This is a genomic window from Streptomyces sp. NPDC107498, assembly GCF_055582805.1.
Map to the genome: position 1 here is coordinate 435,730 of NZ_JBVJPE010000001.1, position 21,253 is coordinate 456,982.

At 73.4% G+C, this 21,253-nt stretch carries 21 protein-coding genes; 11 read left to right on the forward strand and 10 right to left on the reverse strand.

Translation table 11 applies throughout. From position 1 onward, the window contains the following. Positions 1 to 41 precede the first annotated feature (41 nt). Positions 42 to 776: a MerR family transcriptional regulator gene (locus tag ACZ66Z_RS02020; protein ID WP_469932010.1), complete on the forward strand. Its 735-nt coding sequence runs from the start codon at positions 42 to 44 to the stop codon at positions 774 to 776. Here the strand turns inward: ACZ66Z_RS02020 and ACZ66Z_RS02025 are convergent. The 4 genes from ACZ66Z_RS02025 to ACZ66Z_RS02040 are packed head-to-tail and all read right to left on the reverse strand — an operon-like array spanning position 763 to position 6,524. Further along, positions 763 to 2,937, reverse strand: coding sequence for a 3-hydroxyacyl-CoA dehydrogenase NAD-binding domain-containing protein (locus ACZ66Z_RS02025; protein WP_469932011.1), 2,175 nt, complete (start codon positions 2,935 to 2,937; stop codon positions 763 to 765). The genes ACZ66Z_RS02020 and ACZ66Z_RS02025 overlap by 14 nt on opposite strands. 41 nt (positions 2,938 to 2,978) lie before the next feature. Beyond that, positions 2,979 to 4,193 (reverse strand): acetyl-CoA C-acetyltransferase, encoded by a 1,215-nt coding sequence (locus tag ACZ66Z_RS02030; RefSeq protein WP_469932012.1) that lies wholly within the window; start codon positions 4,191 to 4,193, stop codon positions 2,979 to 2,981. Positions 4,194 to 4,239: 46 nt separating this feature from the next. Then, complete coding sequence (locus ACZ66Z_RS02035) at positions 4,240 to 5,382, reverse strand: acyl-CoA dehydrogenase family protein (protein WP_469932013.1); 1,143 nt, start codon at positions 5,380 to 5,382, stop codon at positions 4,240 to 4,242. Next, positions 5,379 to 6,524: a CaiB/BaiF CoA transferase family protein gene (locus ACZ66Z_RS02040; RefSeq protein WP_469932014.1), complete on the reverse strand. Its 1,146-nt coding sequence runs from the start codon at positions 6,522 to 6,524 to the stop codon at positions 5,379 to 5,381. The genes ACZ66Z_RS02035 and ACZ66Z_RS02040 overlap by 4 nt, the downstream gene beginning before the upstream one ends. A 235-nt stretch (positions 6,525 to 6,759) precedes the next feature. Between ACZ66Z_RS02040 and ACZ66Z_RS02045 the strand changes: the two genes are divergently transcribed. Continuing rightward, complete coding sequence (locus ACZ66Z_RS02045) at positions 6,760 to 7,965, forward strand: saccharopine dehydrogenase family protein (protein ID WP_469932015.1); 1,206 nt, start codon at positions 6,760 to 6,762, stop codon at positions 7,963 to 7,965. Positions 7,966 to 8,029: 64 nt separating this feature from the next. Here ACZ66Z_RS02045 and ACZ66Z_RS02050 read toward each other — a convergent pair whose 3' ends face one another. The 3 genes from ACZ66Z_RS02050 to ACZ66Z_RS02060 form a co-directional block, all read right to left on the reverse strand. Further along, positions 8,030 to 8,401, reverse strand: coding sequence for a VOC family protein (locus ACZ66Z_RS02050; RefSeq protein ID WP_469932016.1), 372 nt, complete (start codon positions 8,399 to 8,401; stop codon positions 8,030 to 8,032). Beyond that, positions 8,398 to 8,517, reverse strand: coding sequence for a morphogenic membrane protein MmpA (mmpA, locus tag ACZ66Z_RS02055; protein WP_469932017.1), 120 nt, complete (start codon positions 8,515 to 8,517; stop codon positions 8,398 to 8,400). The genes ACZ66Z_RS02050 and mmpA overlap by 4 nt, the downstream gene beginning before the upstream one ends. A gap of 62 nt (positions 8,518 to 8,579) precedes the next feature. Then, a complete protein-coding gene (locus tag ACZ66Z_RS02060) occupies positions 8,580 to 9,284 on the reverse strand; it encodes an endonuclease V (RefSeq protein ID WP_469932018.1) in 705 nt (234 codons plus the stop codon). 124 nt (positions 9,285 to 9,408) lie between these two features. Here ACZ66Z_RS02060 and ACZ66Z_RS02065 point away from each other — a divergent pair, with 124 nt between their 5' ends. Then, on the forward strand, positions 9,409 to 9,708 hold the full coding sequence (locus ACZ66Z_RS02065) for a YciI family protein (RefSeq protein WP_469932019.1): 300 nt from the start codon (positions 9,409 to 9,411) through the stop codon (positions 9,706 to 9,708). Here ACZ66Z_RS02065 and ACZ66Z_RS02070 read toward each other — a convergent pair. After that, positions 9,705 to 10,790 (reverse strand): WD40/YVTN/BNR-like repeat-containing protein, encoded by a 1,086-nt coding sequence (locus ACZ66Z_RS02070; protein ID WP_469932020.1) that lies wholly within the window; start codon positions 10,788 to 10,790, stop codon positions 9,705 to 9,707. The two genes, ACZ66Z_RS02065 and ACZ66Z_RS02070, sit on opposite strands and share 4 nt — an antisense overlap. Positions 10,791 to 11,093: 303 nt before the next feature. Here ACZ66Z_RS02070 and ssgD point away from each other — a divergent pair, with 303 nt between their 5' ends. The 3 genes from ssgD (at position 11,094) to ACZ66Z_RS02085 (ending at position 14,765) form a co-directional block, all read left to right on the forward strand. Then, complete coding sequence (gene ssgD, locus ACZ66Z_RS02075) at positions 11,094 to 11,510, forward strand: spore wall synthesis regulator SsgD (protein ID WP_469932021.1); 417 nt, start codon at positions 11,094 to 11,096, stop codon at positions 11,508 to 11,510. A 242-nt stretch (positions 11,511 to 11,752) separates the two neighbouring features. Beyond that, positions 11,753 to 13,414, forward strand: a complete 1,662-nt coding sequence (locus ACZ66Z_RS02080; RefSeq protein WP_469932022.1) for an ABC-F family ATP-binding cassette domain-containing protein — start codon at positions 11,753 to 11,755, stop codon at positions 13,412 to 13,414. A gap of 376 nt (positions 13,415 to 13,790) precedes the next feature. Further along, on the forward strand, positions 13,791 to 14,765 hold the full coding sequence (locus tag ACZ66Z_RS02085) for an acyl-ACP desaturase (RefSeq protein ID WP_469932023.1): 975 nt from the start codon (positions 13,791 to 13,793) through the stop codon (positions 14,763 to 14,765). Positions 14,766 to 14,842: 77 nt separating this feature from the next. Here the strand turns inward: ACZ66Z_RS02085 and ACZ66Z_RS02090 are convergent, their stop codons facing one another. Beyond that, positions 14,843 to 15,094: a WhiB family transcriptional regulator gene (locus tag ACZ66Z_RS02090; protein WP_030686652.1), complete on the reverse strand. Its 252-nt coding sequence runs from the start codon at positions 15,092 to 15,094 to the stop codon at positions 14,843 to 14,845. Between the two features lie 49 nt (positions 15,095 to 15,143). Here ACZ66Z_RS02090 and ACZ66Z_RS02095 point away from each other — a divergent pair, with 49 nt between their 5' ends. After that, entirely contained in the window at positions 15,144 to 15,299 is a 156-nt protein-coding gene (locus tag ACZ66Z_RS02095; protein WP_469932024.1) for a hypothetical protein, read from the forward strand. Between the two features lie 89 nt (positions 15,300 to 15,388). Continuing rightward, positions 15,389 to 16,183, forward strand: a complete 795-nt coding sequence (locus ACZ66Z_RS02100; RefSeq protein WP_469932025.1) for an IclR family transcriptional regulator — start codon at positions 15,389 to 15,391, stop codon at positions 16,181 to 16,183. 96 nt (positions 16,184 to 16,279) lie between these two features. Here the strand turns inward: ACZ66Z_RS02100 and ligD are convergent, their stop codons facing one another. Continuing rightward, complete coding sequence (gene ligD, locus ACZ66Z_RS02105; RefSeq protein ID WP_469932026.1) at positions 16,280 to 17,308, reverse strand: non-homologous end-joining DNA ligase; 1,029 nt, start codon at positions 17,306 to 17,308, stop codon at positions 16,280 to 16,282. Positions 17,309 to 17,360: 52 nt separating this feature from the next. Here ligD and ACZ66Z_RS02110 point away from each other — a divergent pair, with 52 nt between their 5' ends. The 3 genes from ACZ66Z_RS02110 to ACZ66Z_RS02120 all read left to right on the forward strand — a co-directional run bounded on the left by ACZ66Z_RS02110 (position 17,361) and on the right by ACZ66Z_RS02120 (position 21,222). Next, positions 17,361 to 18,419 (forward strand): ATP-dependent DNA ligase, encoded by a 1,059-nt coding sequence (locus ACZ66Z_RS02110; protein ID WP_469932027.1) that lies wholly within the window; start codon positions 17,361 to 17,363, stop codon positions 18,417 to 18,419. 449 nt (positions 18,420 to 18,868) lie between these two features. Continuing rightward, positions 18,869 to 19,063 carry a hypothetical protein gene (locus ACZ66Z_RS02115; protein ID WP_468873828.1) on the forward strand — a complete coding sequence of 65 codons (195 nt, stop codon included), beginning with the start codon at positions 18,869 to 18,871 and terminating at the stop codon, positions 19,061 to 19,063. 65 nt (positions 19,064 to 19,128) lie between these two features. Further along, on the forward strand, positions 19,129 to 21,222 hold the full coding sequence (locus tag ACZ66Z_RS02120; protein WP_469932028.1) for an MDR family MFS transporter: 2,094 nt from the start codon (positions 19,129 to 19,131) through the stop codon (positions 21,220 to 21,222). Positions 21,223 to 21,253 lie beyond the last annotated feature (31 nt).

Genomic DNA, 21,253 nt, shown 5'->3' on the forward strand with positions numbered 1-21,253 from the left:
GGGGCTTTTACAGCTGTGGTGAGACAGCAATACTGTTGAACATGGAGCAGCTGAGCGACGTGCAGGGGCCCGTGTACACCGTGGACGAGTTGGCCGCGCGGGCCGGGGTCACGGTGCGGACCGTGCGGTTCTACGGAACCCGGGGGCTGCTGCCGCCGCCCGTCATCGGGGCCCGGCGGGTCGGGCACTACGGGGCCGATCACCTGTCGCGGCTCGCGCTGATCGAGGAGCTCCAGCGGCAGGGGATGACGCTGGCCGCCATCGAGCGGTACCTGGAGCAGTTGCCGGCCGATCTGAGCGCGCAGGACCTCGCCATCCACCGGGCCCTCGTGGCCTCCTGGGCGCCCGAGTCCGCCGAGACGATCACCCGGCGCGAGCTGGAGCGGCGGGCCGGCCGGGCGCTGACCGGGCGGGACGTGGACCGGCTGGCCGCGATGGGGGTGCTCGACCGGACCGACGAGGACGACACGTACCGGCTCGACGGGGCACTCCTCCGGCTCGGGGTCGAACTGCTCGACGTGCCCATCGAGCACGAGACGATCCTCGCCTCCCGGACCGTGCTCCTGGAGCACGCGCGCGCGGCCGCCCAGGAGCTCTCCCGCCTCTTCCGGGACGAGGTGTGGAGCCCGTACCGGGAGAGCGGGGAGGACCCGGACCACCTGAGCGCGATGAAGTCGCTCTCGGCGCACATGCAGCCGATGGTGGTCCAGGCCCTCCTCACGGCCTTCCAGCGGTCCCTGAGCGAGGAGCTCAGGACGGCCTTCAGGAGTCGGTGAAGACCTCGCCGCGCTCCGCCTTCTCCACCAGCAGGGCCGGGGGCTCGAAGCGCTCGCCGTACGTCTCCGCCAGCTCGCGGGCGCGGGCCACGAAGCCGGGCACCCCGCCCTCGTAGCCGTTGACGTACTGGAGGATGCCGCCGGTCCAGGCCGGGAAGCCGATGCCCATGATGGAGCCGATGTTGGCGTCGGCGACGGAGGTCAGGACGCCCTCCTCCAGGAGCCGGACGGTGTCCAGGGCCTCGGCGAACAGCATCCGCTCCTGCATGTCGCGGAACGGGATCCGGTGCCCCTGCTTGGTGAAGTGCTCGCGCAGCCCCGGCCAGAGCTTCCCGCGCTTCCCGTCCTCGCCGTACTCGTAGAAGCCCGCGCCGCCGCTGCGGCCGGGGCGGCCGAACTCGTCGACCATGCGGTCGATGACGGCCTCGCCCGGGTGGGTGACCCAGGTGCCGCCCTCCTCCTCGACCGCCTTCCTCGTCTCGTTGCGGATCTTGCGCGGCAGGGTGAGGGTCAGCTCGTCCATGAGGGAGAGGACCTTCGCCGGGTAGCCGGCCTGGGCGGCCGCCTGCTCGATCGAGGCGGGCTCGATGCCCTCGCCGACCATGGCGACGCCCTCGTCGATGAAGTGGCCGATCACCCGCGAGGTGAAGAAGCCGCGCGAGTCGTTGACGACGATCGGCGTCTTGTTGATCTGGCGGACCAGGTCGAAGGCGCGGGCCAGGGCCTCGTCGCCGGTCCGTTCGCCCTTGATGATCTCGACGAGCGGCATCTTGTCGACGGGCGAGAAGAAGTGCAGACCGATGAAGTCGTCCTGGCGCTCGACGCCCTCGGCGAGGACGGAGATCGGGAGGGTGGAGGTGTTGGAGCACAGCAGGGCGTCGGGGGCGACGACGTGCTCGATCTCCTGGAAGACCTTGTGCTTGAGCGCGGTGTCCTCGAAGACCGCCTCGATGACCGCGTCGCAGCCGGCGAGGTCCGCCGCGTCGGCGGTGGGCGTGATGCGGGCGAGGAGGGCGTCGGCCTTCTCCTGGGTGGTGCGGCCCCGGGAGACGGCCTTGGCGCAGAGCTTCTCGGAGTAGCCCTTGCCCTTGGCGGCGGACTCGGCGGAGACGTCCTTGAGGACGACCTCGATGCCGGCGCGGGCGCAGGAGTACGCGATGCCGGCGCCCATCATGCCGGCGCCGAGGACGGCGACCTTGCGGACCTGGCGCTTCTCCACGTCCTTCGGGCGGCTCGCGCCCGAGTTCACCGCCTGGAGGTCGAAGAAGAACGCCTGGATCATGTTCTTCGCGGTCTGGCCGACGACCAGCTCGGTGAAGTAGCGGCTCTCGATGGTCAGCGCGGTCTCGAAGTCGACCTGGGAGCCCTCGACGGCGGCGGCCATGATGGCCTTCGGCGCCGGGTAGGGGGCGCCGTTCAGCTGCTTGCGCAGGTTGGCGGGGAAGGCCGGCAGGTTGGCGGCGAACTTCGGGTTCGACGGGGTGCCGCCGGGGATGCGGTGGCCGGGGACGTCCCAGGGCTGCCGGGACTCGGGGTGGGCGTCGATGAAGGCGATGGCCCGGGCCATCATCTCCTCGGCGGTGGCCGCCACCTCGTGGACGAGACCGTTGTCCAGGGCCCGCTTCGGGGTGTACTGGGTGCCCTGGAGCAGCACCTTGAGGAGGGCGTCGGTGATGCCCATGAGGCGTACGGTGCGGGCGACGCCGCCACCGCCCGGCAGCAGGCCGAGGGTGACCTCGGGCAGGCCGATCTTGGAGCCGGGCGCGTCGAGGGCGACGCGGTGGTGGGAGGCGAGGGCGATCTCGTAGCCGCCGCCGAGCGCGGCGCCGTTGATCGCGGCGACGACCGGCTTGCCGAGGGTCTCGATGCGGCGCAGCGCGTTCTTGATCTCGATCGCGCTGTCGAAGATCTCCTGGGCGTGCTCGGGGCCCGCCTGGATCATGTCCTTGAGGTCGCCGCCCGCGAAGAAGGTCTTCTTCGCGGAGGTGTAGATGATGCCGCGGATGGAGTCCTTCTCGGCCTCCACGCGGTCGGCGATCGCGATGATCGAGGCCCGGAAGGCCTGGTTCATGGTGTTGGCGGACTGGTTGGGGTCGTCGAGGACGAGGGTGACGATCCCGGTCTCGTCCTGCTCCCAGCGAATGGTGGTGCTCTCGCTCATGACTGCTGCTTCTCCGTGGGTGAGGGGTGCGGACGGGACGGTCAGACGCGCTCGACGACGGTGGCGATGCCCATGCCGCCGCCCACGCAGAGGGTGGCGAGGCCGTAGCGCTTGTCCTGGCGCTCCAGCTCGTCGACGAGGGTGCCGAGGATCATCGCGCCGGTGGCGCCGAGCGGGTGGCCGAGCGCGATGGCGCCGCCGTTGACGTTGACCTTGTCCAGGGAGATGCCCATGTCCTTGACGAAGCGCAGGACGACGGCCGCGAAGGCCTCGTTGATCTCGACGAGGTCGATGTCGTCGATGGTGAGGCCCGCCTTGGCGAGGGCCTTGCGGGTGGCCGGGGCGGGGCCGGTGAGCATGATGGTCGGCTCGGAGCCGGAGACGGCGGCCGAGACGATCCGGGCGCGCGGAGCCAGACCGTACCGCTCGCCGACCTCCTTGGAGCCGATGGCGACGAGGGAGGCGCCGTCGACGATGCCGGAGGAGTTGCCCGCGTGGTGGACGTGGTCGATCTCCTCGATCCAGTGGTACTTCTGCAGCGCGACCGCGTCGAAGCCGCCGAGCTCGCCGATGTCCTTGAAGGAGGGCTTGAGGCGGGCGAGGGAGTCGGCGGTGGTGCCGGGGCGCAGGAACTCGTCGTGATCGAGGACGGTGAGTCCCGCGCGGTCCTTGACGGGGACGATCGAGCGGGCGAAGCGGCCGTCCTTGACGGCGGCGGCGGCGCGCTCCTGGGAGAGGGCGGCGTACTCGTCGACGTCGCGGCGGCTGAAGCCCTCGATCGTGGCGATGAGGTCGGCGCCGATGCCCTGGGGGACGAAGTTGGTCTCCAGGTTGGTCATCGGGTCGGCGAACCAGGCGCCGCCGTCGGAGGCCATCGGCACCCGGGACATGGACTCGACGCCGCCGGCGAGGACGAGGTCCTCCCAGCCGGAGCGGACCTTCATCGCGGCCATGTTGACCGCTTCGAGGCCGGAGGCACAGAAGCGGTTCTCCTGGACGCCGGCGACGGTGTCGGGGAGTCCGGCAGCGATGCCGGCGATGCGGGCGATGTCGGAGCCCTGGTCGCCGACCGGGCCGACGACGCCGAGGACGATGTCGTCGACGGCGGCCGGGTCCAGGTCGGGGTTGCGGGCCTGGATCTCCCGGATGAGGCCGACGACCAGGTCGATGGGCTTGGTGCCGTGCAGGGAGCCGTTGGCCTTGCCGCGTCCGCGCGGGGTGCGGATCGCGTCGTACACGTACGCTTCGGTGCTCACGGGAAGCCTTTCGCGGTGAGGGTTCTTCGAGGGGTGCGGGACGGGGTCAGCCGAGGAGGGAGCGGCCGATGATCTCCTTCATGATCTCCGTCGTACCGCCGTAGATGGTCTGGATCCGGCCGTCGGTGTAGGCACGGGCGACCGGGAATTCGCTCATGTAGCCGTATCCCCCGTGCAGTTGCAGACAGCGGTCGGCGACCCGCTTCTGGAGTTCGGTCGCCCACCACTTGGCCATGGAGGCGTGGACGGCGTCCAGGGCCCCGTCGGCGTGTTCCTCGATGCAGCGGTCGACGAAGGTCCGGGTGACGGCGCACTCGGTGGCCATCTCGGCGATCTCGAAGCGGATGTGCTGGAGCCGGGAGAGCGGGCGGCCGAAGGCCTCGCGCTCCTTGACGTACCGGGTGGTGACCTCCAGGAGGTGCTCGGCCCCGGCGATGCCGGCGACGGCGATGGCGAGGCGCTCCTGGGCGAGGTTGGTCATGAGGTGGACGAAGGCGCCGTTGAGCTCGCCGAGCAGGTTCTCCTTCGGGACGCGGACGTCGGTGAAGAAGAGCTCGGCGGTGTCCTGGGACTTCTGGCCGATCTTGTCGAGGTTCCGGCCGCGCTCGAAGCCCTCCGCGCCGCGCTCGACGGCGAGGAGGGAGAGGCCGTGGGCGCCGCCCTCGGGGGTGGTCCGGGCGACGACGATCACCAGGTCGGCGAGGATGCCGTTGGAGATGAAGGTCTTGGAGCCGTTGAGGACCCAGTGGTCGCCGTGGTCCTCGGCGGTGGTGCGGATGCCCTGGAGGTCGGAGCCGGCGCCGGGTTCCGTCATGGCGATGGCGGTGACGAGCTCGCCGGAGCAGAAGCCGGGCAGCCAGCGCCGCTTCTGCTCCTCGGTGCCGAGCGAGGTGAGGTACGGGCCGATGATGTCGTTGTGCAGGCCGATGGCGAGTCCGGGGGCGCCGGCCCGGGTGAACTCCTCGGCCAGGACGGCGCCGTAGCGGAAGTCGGGGTTGCCGCCGCCGCCGTACTCCTCGTCGACGGCGATCCCGAGCAGTCCCTGCCGTCCGGCGGCGAGCCAGACCTCGCGGGAGACGATGCCGTCCTTCTCCCACTGGGCGTAGTGGGGCAGCACCTCCTTCTCCAGGAAGGTGCGGACGACCGCCCGGAAGGCCTCGTGGTCGGCGGTGTACAGCTGGCGCTTCATGCTTCGGTCTCCTGGGTCTTCAGGGTGGGCACGGCCCAGTCGCGGGCGACGTCGGCGGTGTGGGCACCGGGCAGGGCGGGGCCCGTGCGGAGGGTGCCGGGGGTGACGGAGAAGCGGGGCGCGGGGGCGGGCTGGGCGATCCCGTCCCGCTCGGTGAAGGTGGCGCGGGCCGCGAGGTGCGGGTGTGCCGGTGCCTCGCGCAGGGAGAGGACGGGAGCGACGCAGGCGTCGGTGCCCTCGAAGACGGCGGTCCACTCCTCGCGGGTACGGCTCCGGAAGCGGTCGGCGACGGCCTTGCGCAGCTCGGGCCAGCGGGCGGGGTCGTGGCGGGCGGCGGCGACGTCCTCGGCGCCGAGGAGGCGGACGAACTCGGCGTAGAACCGCTCCTCCAGGGCGCCGACCGCCATGTGTCCGCCGTCGGAGGTCTCGTACGCGCCGTAGAAGGGGCAGCCGCCGTCGAGCAGGTTGACGCCCCTGCGGTCCTGCCAGCCGCCGACCGCGAGCATGCCGTGGATCATGGTGGTGAGGTGCGCGGTGCCGTCGACGATGGCGGCGTCGACGACCTGGCCCTCGCCGTGCGTCCGGGCGTGCTGGAGGGCGGCGAGGACGCCGATGACGAGGTAGAGGGAGCCGCCCGCGTAGTCGCCGACGAGGTTGGCGGGGACGGTGGGCGGGCCGTCCGGGTCCGGGCCGAACATGCCGAGGGCGCCGGTGATCGCGATGTATCCGATGTCGTGTCCGGCGGTCGGGGCGAGCGGGCCGTCCTGGCCCCAGCCGGTCATCCGGCCGTAGACGAGGCGCGGGTTGCGGGCGAGGCAGGCCTCGGGGCCGACGCCGAGGCGTTCGGCGACGCCGGGCCGGTAGCCCTCGACGAGGATGTCGGCCCGCTCGACGAGGTCGAGCACGGTGGCGGGGCCGTCCTCGGCCTTGAGGTCGACGAGGACGGAGCGCTTGTTGCGGTTGGTGAGGTCGCGGGCGGGGTCGATGCCGAGGCCGGCGCCGCCGGGGCGGTCGACGCGGACGACGTCGGCGCCGAGGTCGGCGAGGAGCATGGCGGCGAAGGGGCCGGGCCCGATCCCGGCGAGTTCGACCACGCGCACGCCCGTGAGCGGGCCGTTGCGGGCGGTGTGCGTCGTGCTCATCGAGCCCCCAGGAGTGTGTGACACCAATGATGTAACACCGGAGATGCTAGGAACGTGTTCCACTCGGCACAAGCCCCCGGGCCGTGCGGGCGCCCGGAGATTCCGGAGGCGCGGGGTCCGGGGCCCGCGCCTCCGGAGCGGAGCGGCTCCGGGCGCGGGGCCCCGCGCCGCTTCCGCTATCCTCCGCCGACGACAACCGCGCGCGGCGGCGCGGTACGGCCGAGATGAGGGCTTGATGGAGACAGGGGCGGGCGTGGGGCACGAGACCGGAGCAAGGCCGTACGACGTGGTCCTCTTCGGGGCGACCGGCTTCGTGGGCGAACTCACCGCGGAGTACCTGGCCGAGCACGCCCCCGCGGACTGCCGCTGGGCGATCGCGGGACGCAGCCTCGGCAAGCTGGAGGCCCTGCGGGACCGGCTGGCCGCCGGACGGCCGCGGCTCGCCGCCCTGCCGCTGGTCGTCGCCGACTCCGCCGATCCCGGCGCGCTGCGCGAACTCGCCGAGTCCGCTCGGGTGGTGGCGACCACGGTCGGCCCGTACGTCTGGTACGGGGAGGGGCTGGTCGCGGCCTGCGCGGAGGCGGGCACCGACTATCTGGACCTGACGGGCGAGGCCGAGTTCGTGGACCTCATGTTCGTGCGGCACGACGCGCGCGCCCGGGAGACCGGCGCCCGGATCGTGCACGCCTGCGGCTTCGACTCCGTCCCGCACGACCTGGGCGTGTACTTCACCGTCCGGCAGCTGCCGGAGGACGTGCCGCTGCGCGTCGACGGCTTCGTCCGGGCCGGGGCCGCCTTCTCCGGCGGCACCTTCGCCTCGGCGCTGACCGCGCTCGGCCGGGGCCGGGAGATGCTGCGGGCCGCGCACGAGCGGCGGCTGCACGAACCGCGCCTCGTGGGCCGCCGGGCCCGTGCGCCCCTCGGCGGACCGCGGTTCAGCCGGGAGACGGGCACCTGGGCGCTGCCGCTGCCGACGCTCGACCCGCAGGTCGTGGCCCGCTCGGCCGCCGCCCTCGAACGCTACGGGCCGGACTTCCGCTACCGGCACTACGCCTCCGTGAAGACCCTCCCGATGGCCCTGGGCGGCACCGCCGCCATCGGCGCGAGCGTCGCCGCCGCCCAACTGCCGCCGGTCCGCTCCTGGTTGATGGGGCGTTACTCCGCGGGCCGGGGCCCGTCGGCCGAGCGCCGCGCCCGCAGCTGGTTCTCGGTCCGGTTCGTCGGCGAGGGCGGCGGACGACGGGTCTTCACCGAGGTCTCGGGCGGCGACCCGGGCTACGACGAGACGGCGAGGATGCTCGCCGAGGCGGCCCTGTGCCTCGCCTTCGACCCGCTGCCGAAGACCGCCGGCCAGGTGACGACGGCGGTGGCGATGGGCGACGCCCTGACCGACCGCCTGCGGACGGCGGGCATCGGCTTCCGGGTGGCGCACCGGAGCTGACGCGCCTCCGCGCCGGGCGGGGGTTCGGGGGCGGCGCTCCGGGGGCCCGTCCGGTGGCCCGGGGTCAGGGACGGACGAGGCGGAAGGGGTGGCCCGCCGGGTCCGCGTAGACGCGCCAGGAGGGCGCCCCGCCCCCGTCGAGCGGGGTGGCCCCGAGCGCCAGCACGGCCGCGTGGGCGGCGGCCGGGTCCCCGACCCGTACGTCCAGGTGGAACTGCTGCTCGGGCGCGCCCCAGGCGGGCGGACGGTGGTCGGCCACGCTCTGGAAGGCGAGCACCGGGCGGCCGCCCTCGTCGCACAGCACGGCCGAGCCCTCGCCGACGGCGAGCGCCGGGTCGGGACACGTGACCTCGCCGCCCAGCAACCCCTGGTAGAACAGGGCCAGTTCGTGCGCGTCCGGGCAGTCGAGGACCGCGCAGCGCAGACGTCCGATCATCCGAGCGTCCAGTCCGCGACGACGTACAGGACGGCGCAGGCCCAGGCGAGGGCGGAGACCCCGGCGACGGCGAGGGCGACGGTGAGACCACGGGGTGCGGGAACGCGAGCTGTCATGACCCCCACTCTGCCCTGGGGGTCCGACAACGGGCATCCGTACGGGTACTCACCCGGGGTACTCAGACGGACCCGAGCGAGCCCTGCGCCTCCTTGAGCGCCCTGCGGCAGAGGGAGTCGGCGTGGCGGGTGGTCTCGGGCACCCGGTAGCGCGGGGAGAGCAGCAGGGTGTGGGCGCAGGCGTTGTCGAGGGAGACGCGGTGGCCCACGGAGACGTAGACGGGTTTGACCCCGGCCTGGGTGCGCAGGGCCCTGCCGACCTCCTCCCCGTCGGCGAGGAGCGGGGCGAAGTCGCCGCGCGCGCCGCCGGGTGGGTCGTACGTGAAGGTGAAGGGGTTCTTGGCGACGCCGATGGACGGCCGTCCGGTGAGCACGCCGAGGTGGCTGGCGAGGCCGAAGCGGCGGGGGTGGGCGAGGCCGTAGCCGTCGCAGACCAGCAGGCCGGGGTCGGCGGTCAGGGCGTCCAGCGCGGCGAGCACGGTCGGGATCTCGCGGAAGGCGAGGAGACCGGGGACGTACGGGAAGGAGACCCGGCCGACCGCCGTGGCCTCCTCCACCACGTCGAGGGTGCGCGCGTCGAGCACGACGGCCGCGGCGGCGACGAGGTCGCGCTCGTCGTCGTAGGCCACGTCGAGGCCGGTGACGTGCCCCTCCCCCGGCGGCGGCCCGCCCTCCCCGAGCACGAGCCGCCCCCGCAGCTCCCGCTGCACGTCCCGCGCGGCGTCCTCGTCGACGGGCCAGCCCGCCGGAATCCCGATGATCGTCATGATGGGCCCAGCCTAGGGCCTGTCGTCCAGGTCGGATCAGGGGGCGGCGTCCGGGTCCGGGGGACCGTGCGCGGGGCCGGTGCCGGGCCCGGAGGTCGCCGGGGGCGGGGGTAGCCTGGCGATCATGTTCATTCTCGAATTGACCTACACCGCGCCCGTCGAGCGGGTGGACGCGCTGCTCGACGCGCACGTCGAGTGGCTCGACGCGCAGTACGCCGCCGGCGTGTTCCTGGCGTCGGGGCGGAAGAACCCCCGGGACGGCGGGGTGATCCTGGCCGCCGGGGTCGACCGCGCGGAGATCGAGAAGATCGCGGCGGCCGACCCGTTCAGCGTCGAGGGCGTGTGCGCGTACCGGATCACGGAGTTCTACGCGACCAAGACGGTCGACGGGATCGCCGCGTACCGGGAGCAGCTGCCCTCCTAGTCCTTCGCGACCAGGCGGGCGATGCGGCCCTTCTCGCCGGAGGCCCAGCAGGAGCCGTCCGGGGTGCAGTCGACCGTGTCGTACGAGCCGGTGTCGACCGTGCGCCAGGTGCGGCCGCCGTCGGTGGTGAGGTCGGTGCCGGTCGGGCCGACGGCGAGCGCGGCCGCCTTGCGGTGCGGGAGCCAGGCGACGCCGGAGCGGTAGGCGGGCGGCGGCGCGGCCGAGGGGCGCCAGGTGCGTCCCCCGTCGGCGCTGACCGCGCCGGCCCGCGGCGACGACTGGTCCTTGCGGTAGTCGCCGCCGACGGCGATGCCGTGCGCGCGGTCGCGGAAGGCGAGTGCGAAGACCCCGCGGGCCGGGTCGCCGGCCGGGACCGGCGTGTCCGTGGCGGTCCAGGTGAGTCCCCGGTCGGCGGAGTGCAGCACGCGCGCGGTGGCGCCGCCGCCCGTCGCGAGCCACGCGTCCCGGGGGCCGGCCGACACGAGGCACTGGCCGCTCGCGGCGAAGCCCGCCTCGCCGGGGAGCGCGTCCGGCATCCCGGCGTTCGGCAGGACCTGCCAGGAGCGGCCGCCGTCGCGGGTGGAGAGGATGCGGTACCTCCCGTCGACCGGGTCGCTCATGGCGAGTCCGTGGCGGTGGTCGAAGAAGGTCATGCAGTCGTAGAAGGCCCGCGCGTCGGTGTTCCGGAAGGACTCGGTCCAGGTGGCACCGCCGTCCTCGGTGCGCAGCACCCGGGAGGCCTCGCCCTCGCCGATGGCGAGGACGACGGCCCGCCGGGCGTCGAAGGCCTCGACGTCGCGGAACTCCAGGTCGCCCGCGCCGGCCGGCGACACGTCGCGCCAGCTCCGGCCGCCGTCGGTGGTGCGCAGCACGGTGCCCTTCGAACCCGCGGCCCACGCGGTCCGGCGGTCGACCGGCGCGAGCCCCCGGAAACGGGCGTCGGTGCCGGTCGGCGTCACCTGCCAGCCGGCCGCTGCCGTGGGGGTCTCCCCGGCCCGCGCCGGGGCGGCCGGGGTCAGCGCGAGCGCCGCCCCGATCAGCCCCACCGACATCGTTCGTCTCGTCTTCCCCATGGACGTCATGGCGCCGGAAGCTAGTGCCCCGGGCCGGTCCGCGTCCAGGGTGCGTCCCCGGCGGGACGTTCCGCCGGGTCGCATGACCGATCCGCGGCTGCGGGGCCTCCGGGAACCAGCCGTACCGCGACCGCTCAGGCCCCCGCGCCGAACCGGACGACGAGGTTCCGGAAGAGCGCCGGCGGGTCGGTGACGCAGCTCACGTGGGGGGCGAGTGCACGTTCCGGCCGTCCCGCTCGTCTTGAGGGGTGTCAGGTGCCCCGGTGTCGGGGAGACGCACAGGATCCGAAGCCCGTGTGAGAGGAGCCGGTCTTGTCCGCCGTCATCGAGCAGGCCGTGCAGGCCCGTCTGGTCGCGTCCGCTCCCCGGATGGAGACCGTCCCCGCCACGCTGCGGTACGACCGGGAGGATCCGTACGCCGTGAGCATGGCCTTCCCGCCGCCGGCGACCCTGGAGGGCGTCGAGGTCTCCTGGGCCTTCGCGCGCGAGCTGCTCGTGCAGGGGGTCGAGCGCCCGGCCGGGGACGGGGACGTGCGTCTGCGTCCGTACGGCTACGACCGCACGGTGGTCGAGTTCCACGCCCCGGAGGGGGTGGCCATGGTCCACGTGCGGACCTCCGAGCTGCGCCGCTTCCTGGAGCGCTCGCAGCACCTGGTGCCGGCGGGGCGCGAGCACCAGTACCTGGACTGGGACCAGGGCCTCACGGAGCTGCTCCGCGAGCATCCGTGAGGTCCCGTCGCGTAAATCGTTTGCGGGTCTCCCGGGCCGGGTCGTACGGTCCTTACTGACCTTGTCGTCGCCCGATCGGAGAAGGACGTTGCTCGTCTGAGGTTGCGAGACACCGAGCCGCGCGTGCCCCTGTGCCGCGCCGTGCCGTTCTCGACCTCGGCGTACGAGCCGTTCCCCCACTGCCCGCGCCCCGGTGTCCCTCGCGTTGCCCCTTTCCACGCTCGCGCGACCGGGAGGCCTCCATGGCGCATCACCCCACCTTCATCACCTGTTCCGCCCTCTCCTTCTCCTGGCCCGACGGCACCGAGGTCCTCGACGACTTCCGGCTCTCGGTCGGCCCGGGCCGCACCGGCCTCGTCGGGCTCAACGGCTCCGGCAAGTCCACGCTCCTGAAGCTGATCGCGGGCGAACTGACGCCCGCGTCCGGCACCGTCCGGGTCACCGGTGAGCTGGGGTACCTCCCGCAGGACCTGGTCCTGGACACCTCGCGGCGGGTGGACGAGATCCTCGGCATCGCCGGCAAGCGGGCCGCCCTGCACGCCATCGAGGCGGGCGACCCCGCGGAGGAGCACTTCACCGCCCTCGGCGACGACTGGGACGTCGAGGAGCGGGCCCGGGCCGCCCTCGACCAGCTCGGACTCGACCACGTCGGCCTGGACCGGACCGTGGGCGAGGTCTCGGGCGGCGAGTCCGTGCTGCTGCGCCTCGCCGCGCTGCTGCTCGCCCGGCCCGACGTGCTGCTGCTCGACGAGCCCACCAACAACCTGGACCTGCACGCCCGCGCCCGGCTGTACGAGGCGGTGGAGAAGTGGTCGGGGGTCCTGGTCGTGGTCAGCCACGACCGGGAACTCCTGGAGCGGGTCGACCAGATCGCCGACCTGCGCGACGGGGAGGTCGCCTGGTACGGCGGCAACTGGACCGCGTACGAGACGGCGCTCGCCGCCGAACAGGAGGCGGCGGAGCGGATGGTGCGGGTCGCCGAGGCCGACGTGCAGCGCCAGAAGCGCGAACTCGCGGACACCCAGGTGAAGTTGGCCCGCCGCAAGCGGTACGGGCAGAAGAGCTTCGAGAACAGGGTCGCCTCCAAGATCGTGGCGAACGGCCGCAAGCGCGACGCGCAGGTCACGGCCGGCAAACAGCGCACCCTGCACGCCGAACGCCTCTCGGAGGCGCGGGAGCGGCTCGACGCCGCGGTGGAAGCGGTGCGGGACGACGACGAGATCCGCGTCGAGCTGCCCCGCACCTCGGTGCCGCCGGGCCGGGAGGTGCTGCACCTGCGGGACCTGGAGCTGCGGCACGGGGCCCGGGTCGACGGCGCGTTCGAGCTGCGCGGCCCGGAGCGGATCGCCCTGGTCGGCGGGAACGGCGCCGGGAAGACGACGCTGCTCCGGACGATCGCCGGGGAGCTGGAGCCGTCGGCGGGCGAGGCGGACGCGCGGGTGCCGCTGCGCTTCCTGCCGCAGCGGCTCGACGTGCTCGACGACGGGCTGAGCGTGGTGGAGAACGTGGCCCGCTTCGCGCCCGCGGCGACGGCGAACGCGATCCGGGCCCGTCTCGCCCGGTTCCTGTTCCGCGGGGCGCGGGCGGACCAGCCCGTCGGGACCCTGTCGGGCGGGGAGCGGTTCCGGGCGACGCTCGCCGCGCTGCTCCTCGCGGAGCCGGCTCCCCAGCTGCTGATGCTGGACGAGCCGACGAACAACCTGGACATGGCGTCGGTGCGGAAGCTGACGGCGGCCCTGGAGGCGTACGAGGGGGCGCTGATCGTGGCGAGCCACGACGTGGCGTTCCTCGAGTCGCTGGGGATCACCCGCTGGCTGCTGCTCGACGGCGCGCTGCGGCCGACGACGGCGGAGGAGGTCAGGGGGGCGGCCCCGGGCCCCGCCGGAGCGGCCTCCAGGGTCTGACCGCGGAACGGTCCCCGGGCCGGGGGCGGGAGCCTCGACCCGGGGGCGGGAGCCTCGGCCCGGGGAGCGACGGGATCCCCGGCCAGGGAGTGGGGAGGGGATCCCCGGGCAGAAGGGGAGAGGAGAGGTCGGCCGTCTGCGGTGCGCCGTCGGGCACCTGCGCTGCGTAGTCGGCCGTCCGGTCCCCGGCCTCCGGCCCGGACGTGACCTGCGTCTCCGGCCTCCCGCCGGAGCTGCGCGCATAACGGAACGTAATCGGACATCGCCGAGACGGGCTTGGCCGACGCCTTACGGAGGCTTAACCTACGGTCTCGTAACCTACGAATCCGTAGGTATAACCGTACGCCCTCCCCGTCCCCCACCCCCAGGAGTTCCCGTGACGCTCACCTCCCCCTCTCTCGGCAGCTCGGCGGAGTGGACCGACGCGCGGCTGCTCTACGCGCTGGAAGAGGTCGTGGAGAAGGAGCTCAACCGGCACCTGAAGGTCACCAAGGACTGGATGCCGCACGAGTACGTGCCGTGGTCCGACGGCCGGAACTTCCCCGGCTTCTTCGAGGACGGCGAGGCCTGGGACCCGTCGCAGTCCAAGGTCACCGAGATCGGCAAGATCGCGCTCGTCGTCAACCTGCTCACCGAGGACAACCTCCCGAGCTACCACCACGAGATCGCCAGCCTCTTCGGCCGTGACGGCGCCTGGGGCACCTGGGTGCACCGCTGGACCGCCGAGGAGGGCCGACACGGCATCGTGATGCGCGACTACCTGCTCGCCTCGCGCGCCGTCGACCCGGACAAGCTGGAGCAGTTCCGGATGGCGCACATGAGCGAGGGCTTCGAGTCCGACAACCGGCACTCGATGCTGCACTCCGTCGCGTACGTGGCCTTCCAGGAGCTCGCCACCCGCATCTCGCACCGCAACACCGGCCACCAGTCCGGCGACCCGGTCTGCGACCGGATGCTGGCCCGGATCGCCACCGACGAGAACCTGCACATGGTCTTCTACCGCAACCTGCTGGGCGCGGCCTTCGAGCTCGCCCCCGACCTGACCATGCAGGCCGTGCGGGACGTCGTGGTCAACTTCCGGATGCCCGGACACGGCATGCCGGGCTTCGAGCGGGCGGCCGCGCAGATGGCGATCGGCGAGATCTACAACATGCGCATCCACCACGACGACGTCCTCCAGCCCGTCCTGCGCTTCCTCAAGGTCCTCCAGATCGAGGGCCTCGGCCCGGACGGCCTGCGCGCCCAGGAGGAGCTGGGGCTCTACATGAACGGGCTGGACAGCGAGGCGAGCAAGTTCGACGAGAAGCTCGCGGCCCGCAAGGCCCGGATGGCCGCGCGCGCGGCCGACTGACCCGCCGCCCCCTCTCGGGAGCCGCCGGGCGCGGACGCGCCCGGACCCCGGGGCCGCCCGGCTCGGGAGCCGGCGGCTCAGCGGCTCCGTCGCTTGAGGCGCCCGCGCTCCTTCTCGGAGAGACCGCCCCACACCCCGAACCGCTCGTCGTGGGTCAGGGCGTACTCCAGGCACGCCAGGCGCCCCTCGCACGCCCCGCACAGCTGCTTCGCCTCGCGCGTCGACGAGCCGGGGGCCGGGAAGAAGAACTCCGGGCCGGCCTGGGCGCACAGGGCGTTCTCGCGCCAGGAGAGGTCGGGGGCGGTCAGCACGTCGGTATCCGTCTGCATGACCCACAGCTTGCCGAAGCGCCGTAAACACGCCATCAACGTTCGATCAATGGCGGGCACCCGGCGCCGGACGGCGCTCCCGGCGGGTGCCGACGCGGAGGCCGACGCGGGGCCGGCGGACGCCGACGCGGGGACCGGCCGGAGCCTCGCCGCGGGTGTTCCGCCGCTCCCCGACGCGGCTGCCACGATGCGGGACCCCGCGTGAACGGCGTGTTTCCGACCGCGCCCGCAGCCTGATTCGGCTCCCGCCCTGTGGGAGCGTGGGAGCCCGATCACCCACGGGGAGCGAACCCTATGACGACCGAGGCCGACATCGTCCGGCCCCCGGCGGGCGCCCAGGCGGTCCGCCGCGCACTGGACGTGCTGCACTGCTTCCACGACAACGGGCCCGACCTGAGCGCCTCCGACCTCGCGCGCCGGCTCGGGCTCTCCACCTCGACGGCGCACCGGCTGGCCCGCACCCTGCTCGGCGCCGGCTTCCTGGAGCAGGACGCCCGGACCGCGCGCTACCGGCTCGGTCCGGCGATGACCGAGCTGGGCCGGCTCTCGTACCACCAGCGGGGGCTGCACCTGGCCGCGCCCGAGCTCTCCGATCTCGCCGAACGGACGGGGACGACGGCCGATCTGGCGCTGCGCAGCGGCCCGCACGCGGTGATCGTGGCGGGCGGCCCGGTGGCCCCGAAGGCGGGGTTGCGCCGGCCGCTGCACTCGACGGCGCTCGGGAGGGTGCTGCTCGCGTGGCCCCGGGCGGGCGGGGGCGGCCCGCGCCCGCCGTCGTCGCCGCACGCCCCCATGGAACGGCCCGTCGTCGAACCGCCCGCCCCGGCGGCCGAGTTGGCACGCGTACGGGAGGCGGGGTACGCCCTCGACGGCGGCGATCCGGCCCACGGGGTCCGGACGGTGGCCGTGCCGGTCCTGGAGCGCGCGGGACACGCCCGGTTCGCGCTGGCGGTGCGGGGGACCCCCGAGCTGATCACCGACGCGCGGCTCGACTGGTACGTGGCGCAGGCGCGGGCCTGCGCCCGGGCCCTGGAGGTGCTGCTGCTCGCCCCGGCGGAGCGGCGGGAGCCGGAAGAGCGGGCGGGCTAGTTCCGGGCGCCGTCTCCTCATGACGCCGCCGGGCCGACGCCCTCGCGTCCGCGAGGAGCGCGACCTCGCCGGCCGATGGCGTCCCCGCCCCCGCGGCTATTCCTCCTCGGCCCCCTTCTTCGCCCGGCTCGGCTGCACCCGCTTCGGCTCGCCCGGCATCTTCGGGTACTCCGGCGGGTACGGCAGGTCGCCGAGACCGCGTTCCGCCTCGTCCCGCCGGGCCAGTTCGAGCAGCGACTCCAGGCCGAAGCGCTCGTCGTCCATGTCGGCGTGGACGTCGCCGACCTCCGCGTACCGGGCCGGCATCGTCCTGATGTCGAAGTCCTGCGGCACGACCTCGTCGATCTCCTCCCACCTCAGCGGTGCCGAGACGGGGGCGTTCGGCCGGGGACGTACGGAGTAGGCGGAGGCCATCGTGCGGTCCCGGGCCATCTGGTTGTAGTCCACGAAGATCCGCTCGCCGCGCTCCTCCTTCCACCACCGGGTCGTGACCCGGTCCGGCATCCGCCGCTCCAGCTCCCGGCCGCAGGCGATCACCGCCCGCCTGGCCTCGGCGAACGTCCATTCGGGCCGGATGGGAACGAAGACGTGGAGACCCCGGCCGCCGGAGGTCTTCGGCCAGCCGCGCAGCCCGTGCTCGTCGAGGACCGCGCGCAGCTCGTGGGCGGCGCGGACGGCGTCGGCGTAGTCCGTGCCGGGCTGGGGGTCGAGGTCGATGCGGAGCTCGTCGGGACGGTCGGTGTCGTCCCGGCGCACCGGCCAGGGATGGAAGGTGAGGGTGCCGAGGTTGGCCGCCCAGAGCACGGCCGCCGGCTCGGTGGGGCACACCTCGTCGGCCGTCCGGCCGCTGGGGAAGGTGACGCGGGCCGTCGGGATCCAGTCCGGGAGGCGTTTCGGGGCGTGCTTCTGGAAGAAGGACTCGCCGGTCACCCCGTCGGGCCGGCGCTCCAGGGTGGTGGGGCGGTTCCGCAGGGCGCGGGTGATGCCGTCGCCCACGGCCAGGTAGTACCGGACCAGGTCCATCTTGGTGCAGCCGGGTTCCGGGAAGTACACCTTGTCGGGATGGGAGACCCGCACGGTCCGGTCGCCGACCTCGAGTTCCGCCGCTGCCGCCTCGCCTGCCATGCCGGTCAGCCTAGGGCTCGCCGACGAGTACCGCATACCGGACAATCTCCTCATGGATCTCCCGGTGATGCCGCCCGTGAAACCGATGCTGGCCAAGCCCGTGAAGCGGATCCCGCCCGGGATGCAGTACGAGGCGAAGTGGGACGGCTTCCGCGCGATCGTGCACCGGGACGGGCCGGAGCTCGTCATCGGCAGCCGGACGGGCAAGCCGCTCACCCGCTACTTCCCCGAGCTGGTCGAGGCGCTGACGGCCCGGCTGCCGGAGCGCTGCGTCGTCGACGGGGAGATCGTCGTCGAGCACGACGGCCGCCTCGACTTCGACCGGCTCGCGGAGCGGCTCCATCCGGCCGCCTCCCGGGTCCGCCTGCTCGCCGGGACCACCCCGGCCCGGTTCATCGCCTTCGACCTGCTCGCCCTCGGGGACGACCCGCTGCTCGACACCCCGCTGAGCGGACGCCGGGCGGCCCTGGAGCGGATCCTCGCCGGGGTCGACGCGCCCGTCCACCTGGCCCCGGCGACCAGGGACCCCGAGCTCGCGGCGCGCTGGTTCGAGCAGTACGAGGGCGCCGGTCTGGACGGGGTGATCGCCAAACCGCTCGACCTGGCGTACCGACCGGACGCCCGCCTCATGTACAAGATCAAGCACGAGCGGACGGCCGACGTCGTCGTGGCCGGATACCGCCTCCACAAGAGCGGGCCGGTCGTCGGCTCGCTGCTGCTCGGTCTGTACGACGAGCAGGGCGCCCTCCAGCACGTCGGCGTGTGCGCGGCCTTCACCGCCGCCCGCCGTGCCGAGCTCGTCGAGGAGCTGGAACCGCTGCGGACGGACCCCCGGGACGGGCACCCGTGGGCGGCGTGGGCCGACGAGGCCGCGCACGAGGGCGCCCGGCTGCCGGGCGCTCCGAGCCGCTGGTCGGGCGGGAAGGACCTGTCGTGGGTGGCCCTGCGGCCGGAGCGGGTCTGCGAGGTCGGCTACGACCACATGGAGGGGGACCGCTTCCGTCACACCGCCCAGTTCAAGCGGTGGCGCCCGGACCGGACGCCGGAGTCCTGCGGCTACGGTCAGCTGAAGGAGCCCGTCTCGTACGACCTGGCGGAGATCTTCGCGTAGGCCACGGGCGACGGGCCACGGCCCATGGGCCTTAGCGTGGAACGCGCGTCGGCGGAAGCAGCCGGACCGATACGTGAGATGCCCCACATTCCGCGACCGGGCCGCCCGCCCCGAACACCTCGATCCGGCAGCGTGTTCGACGAACTCCCGAGCGATGTGCAAGGACGGTGTACAAAGCGGCGGCGGGCACCCGCCCCCGTACCTGCGGGAACGCGTCCGGCACCGGACCGCGCCCTCCCCCGGCCCGCCCCTCCGGGGCCCGCGCGGCCCTCCGCCGGCGCGCCCCGCCGTCGCCCGGCCGTGACACCGCCGTGCCGGAACCCGTACGGCCATCCGGTACGTATGGAGGGGAGACTCTTCCGTACCCTTCCCGGACCGACTAGGACTGACCCGTGATCACCTCGCCCTCGCGCCTCGTTCCCGTCCCGATCCCCGACAGCGTGGCCGCGATGATCGGCGCCTGCATGCCGCTGCACGTCCTCCAGGCCGAGGTCGACGCGGACTGCGCGGCGCGCGAGGTGTACCGCTTCCGGGGACCGCTCTGCGCGGAGGACCGGGCGGACCGCGAGCACGCGCTCGCCGCCCTGGCGCGGGCCAACAAGATCCTCGCCAAGCACCACCCCCGACTGCCCGTCACCCCCTGACGGGGGTGCACCCCTCCGGCCGTCCCCCGCATGCGTGAGGGCGACGGCGGTGTGACGCTGCGAAGGTGACCACGACCAGCGACGCAGCGCCCGCGCCCCCGGCCGCCACCGAGCCGCCCGTGCTCGACAGCCGCCGCCGCAACATCGTCTTCGGCACGATCATGCTGGGCGTCCTCCTCGCCGCTCTCGACCAGACGATCGTCGGCACCGCCCTGCCCACGATCGTCTCGGACCTCGGCGGCGCCGCCCACATGTCGTGGGTGGTCACCTCGTACCTGCTGGCGGAGACGGTCGCGACCGTGCTCGTCGGCAAGTTCGGCGACCTCTTCGGCCGCAAGGTGGTCTTCCAGATCTCCGCGGTCGTCTTCATCACCGGCTCGTTCCTCTGCGGACTCGCCACCAACATGACGCTGCTGATCGTCTGGCGCGGCCTCCAGGGCATCGGCGCCGGCGGTCTGATGGTCACCTCGATGGCGCTCATCGCCGATGTGATCCCCCTGCGCGACCGCGGCAAGTACCAGGGCGCGATCGGGGCCGTGTTCGGCGTCTCGACCGTCATCGGCCCGCTCCTCGGCGGTCTGTTCACCGACCACCTCAGCTGGCGCTGGGCCTTCTACGTGAACGTCCCCATCGCGGTCCTCGTCGTCGTCGCCGCCGCCCGCTCGATCCCCTCGGTGCGCTCCGCGAGCCGGCCGGTCATCGACTACGCCGGCATCGCGTTCGTCGCCGTCGGTTCCAGCGCCCTGATCCTGGCGACCAGTTGGGGCGGCAACGAGTACGCCTGGGGCTCCGGCGTCATCATCGGGCTCTTCGCGGGCGGCCTCGTCGCCCTGGCCCTGTTCTGCTGGGTGGAGACCCGGGCGGTCCAGCCCATGCTGCCCATGCGGCTGTTCCGGAACCCGGTCTTCACCGTCTGCTCGGTGCTCAGCTTCGTGGTCGGCTTCGCCATGCTCGGCGCGATGACCTTCCTGCCGACCTATCTGCAGTACGTCGACGGGGAGTCGGCGACCATGTCCGGCATCCGCACCCTGCCCATGGTCGTCGGCCTGCTCATCGCCTCGATCTTCAGCGGCAACGTCGTCAGCAAGTCCGGCCGGTACCGGATCTTCCCCATCCTCGGGTGTCTGGTGATGGGCGTCGGCCTCTTCCTGCTCTCCCTCATGGGGCCGGACACCGGCACCTGGTTGGAATCGCTGTACATGTTCGTCCTCGGCACCGGCATCGGACTGTGCATGCAGGTCCTGACCATCGCCGTGCAGAACACCGTCGACTACGCCGACCTCGGCACCGCCACCTCCGGCGTCACCTTCTTCCGCACCCTCGGCAGCTCCTTCGGCACGGCGGTCTTCGGCACGATCTACGCCAACTCCCTCAGGCCCAACCTCACCAGCGGGGTCGTCGAGGCCGCCGCCCTCGCCAGGCGCCTCGGCGTGGACCCGGCCGGGATCGCACAGGCCGCGCAGAGCCCGGCCGGGCTCCACGGACTGCCCCCGCGGATCGCCGGGCCGATCGTCCAGGCGTACGCGGACACCCTGCAGACCGTCTTCCTCTGGACGGTTCCGGTCGCGGCCGTCGGCTTCGTCGTCGCCCTCTTCCTCAAGCAGGTCGAGCTGCGCGACTCGGCCCGCTCCGCCGCCCCCGACATGGGCGAGGGCTTCGGCTCCCCCACCATGTCCGGCGACTCGGAGAAACTCCTGGAACTGGTCGTCGGCAGGATCCTGCGGCGCACCGGCTACGAGACGGCCCGGACGATCGTCTCCGCGTCCGACACCCGGCTCGACACGGCCGGGGCCTGGGCGGTCATGCAGGTCGAGCTCTACACCCGGACCGTCGGGCACGCCAGCCTGGGCCTGATCTCGGCCGGGCGGCGCGTGCCGCCGGAGGTGCTCCTGCCGGTCTTCGACCGGATGGTCGACGAGGGCTTCCTGACGCGGGACGGCAACCTGCTCTCCCACACCCCGGCGGGGAAGCGCGAGGCCGACGTCATCACGCACGCCTGGGGCACATGGCTCTCCGACGTCGTCGCGCAGGAGCGCGGCCGGCCCAGCGGGCCCGAGCTGCGGGTGGCGACGGACGCCATCGCCAAGAGGATCGTCGCCGAGGACCTCGCGAGCGGGCTCCCGAGAGGACGGGTGACGGCGGGCGCGGGCGCGCGCTGAGCCGGGAGCCCGCCCGGCCGGGCAGAGGCCC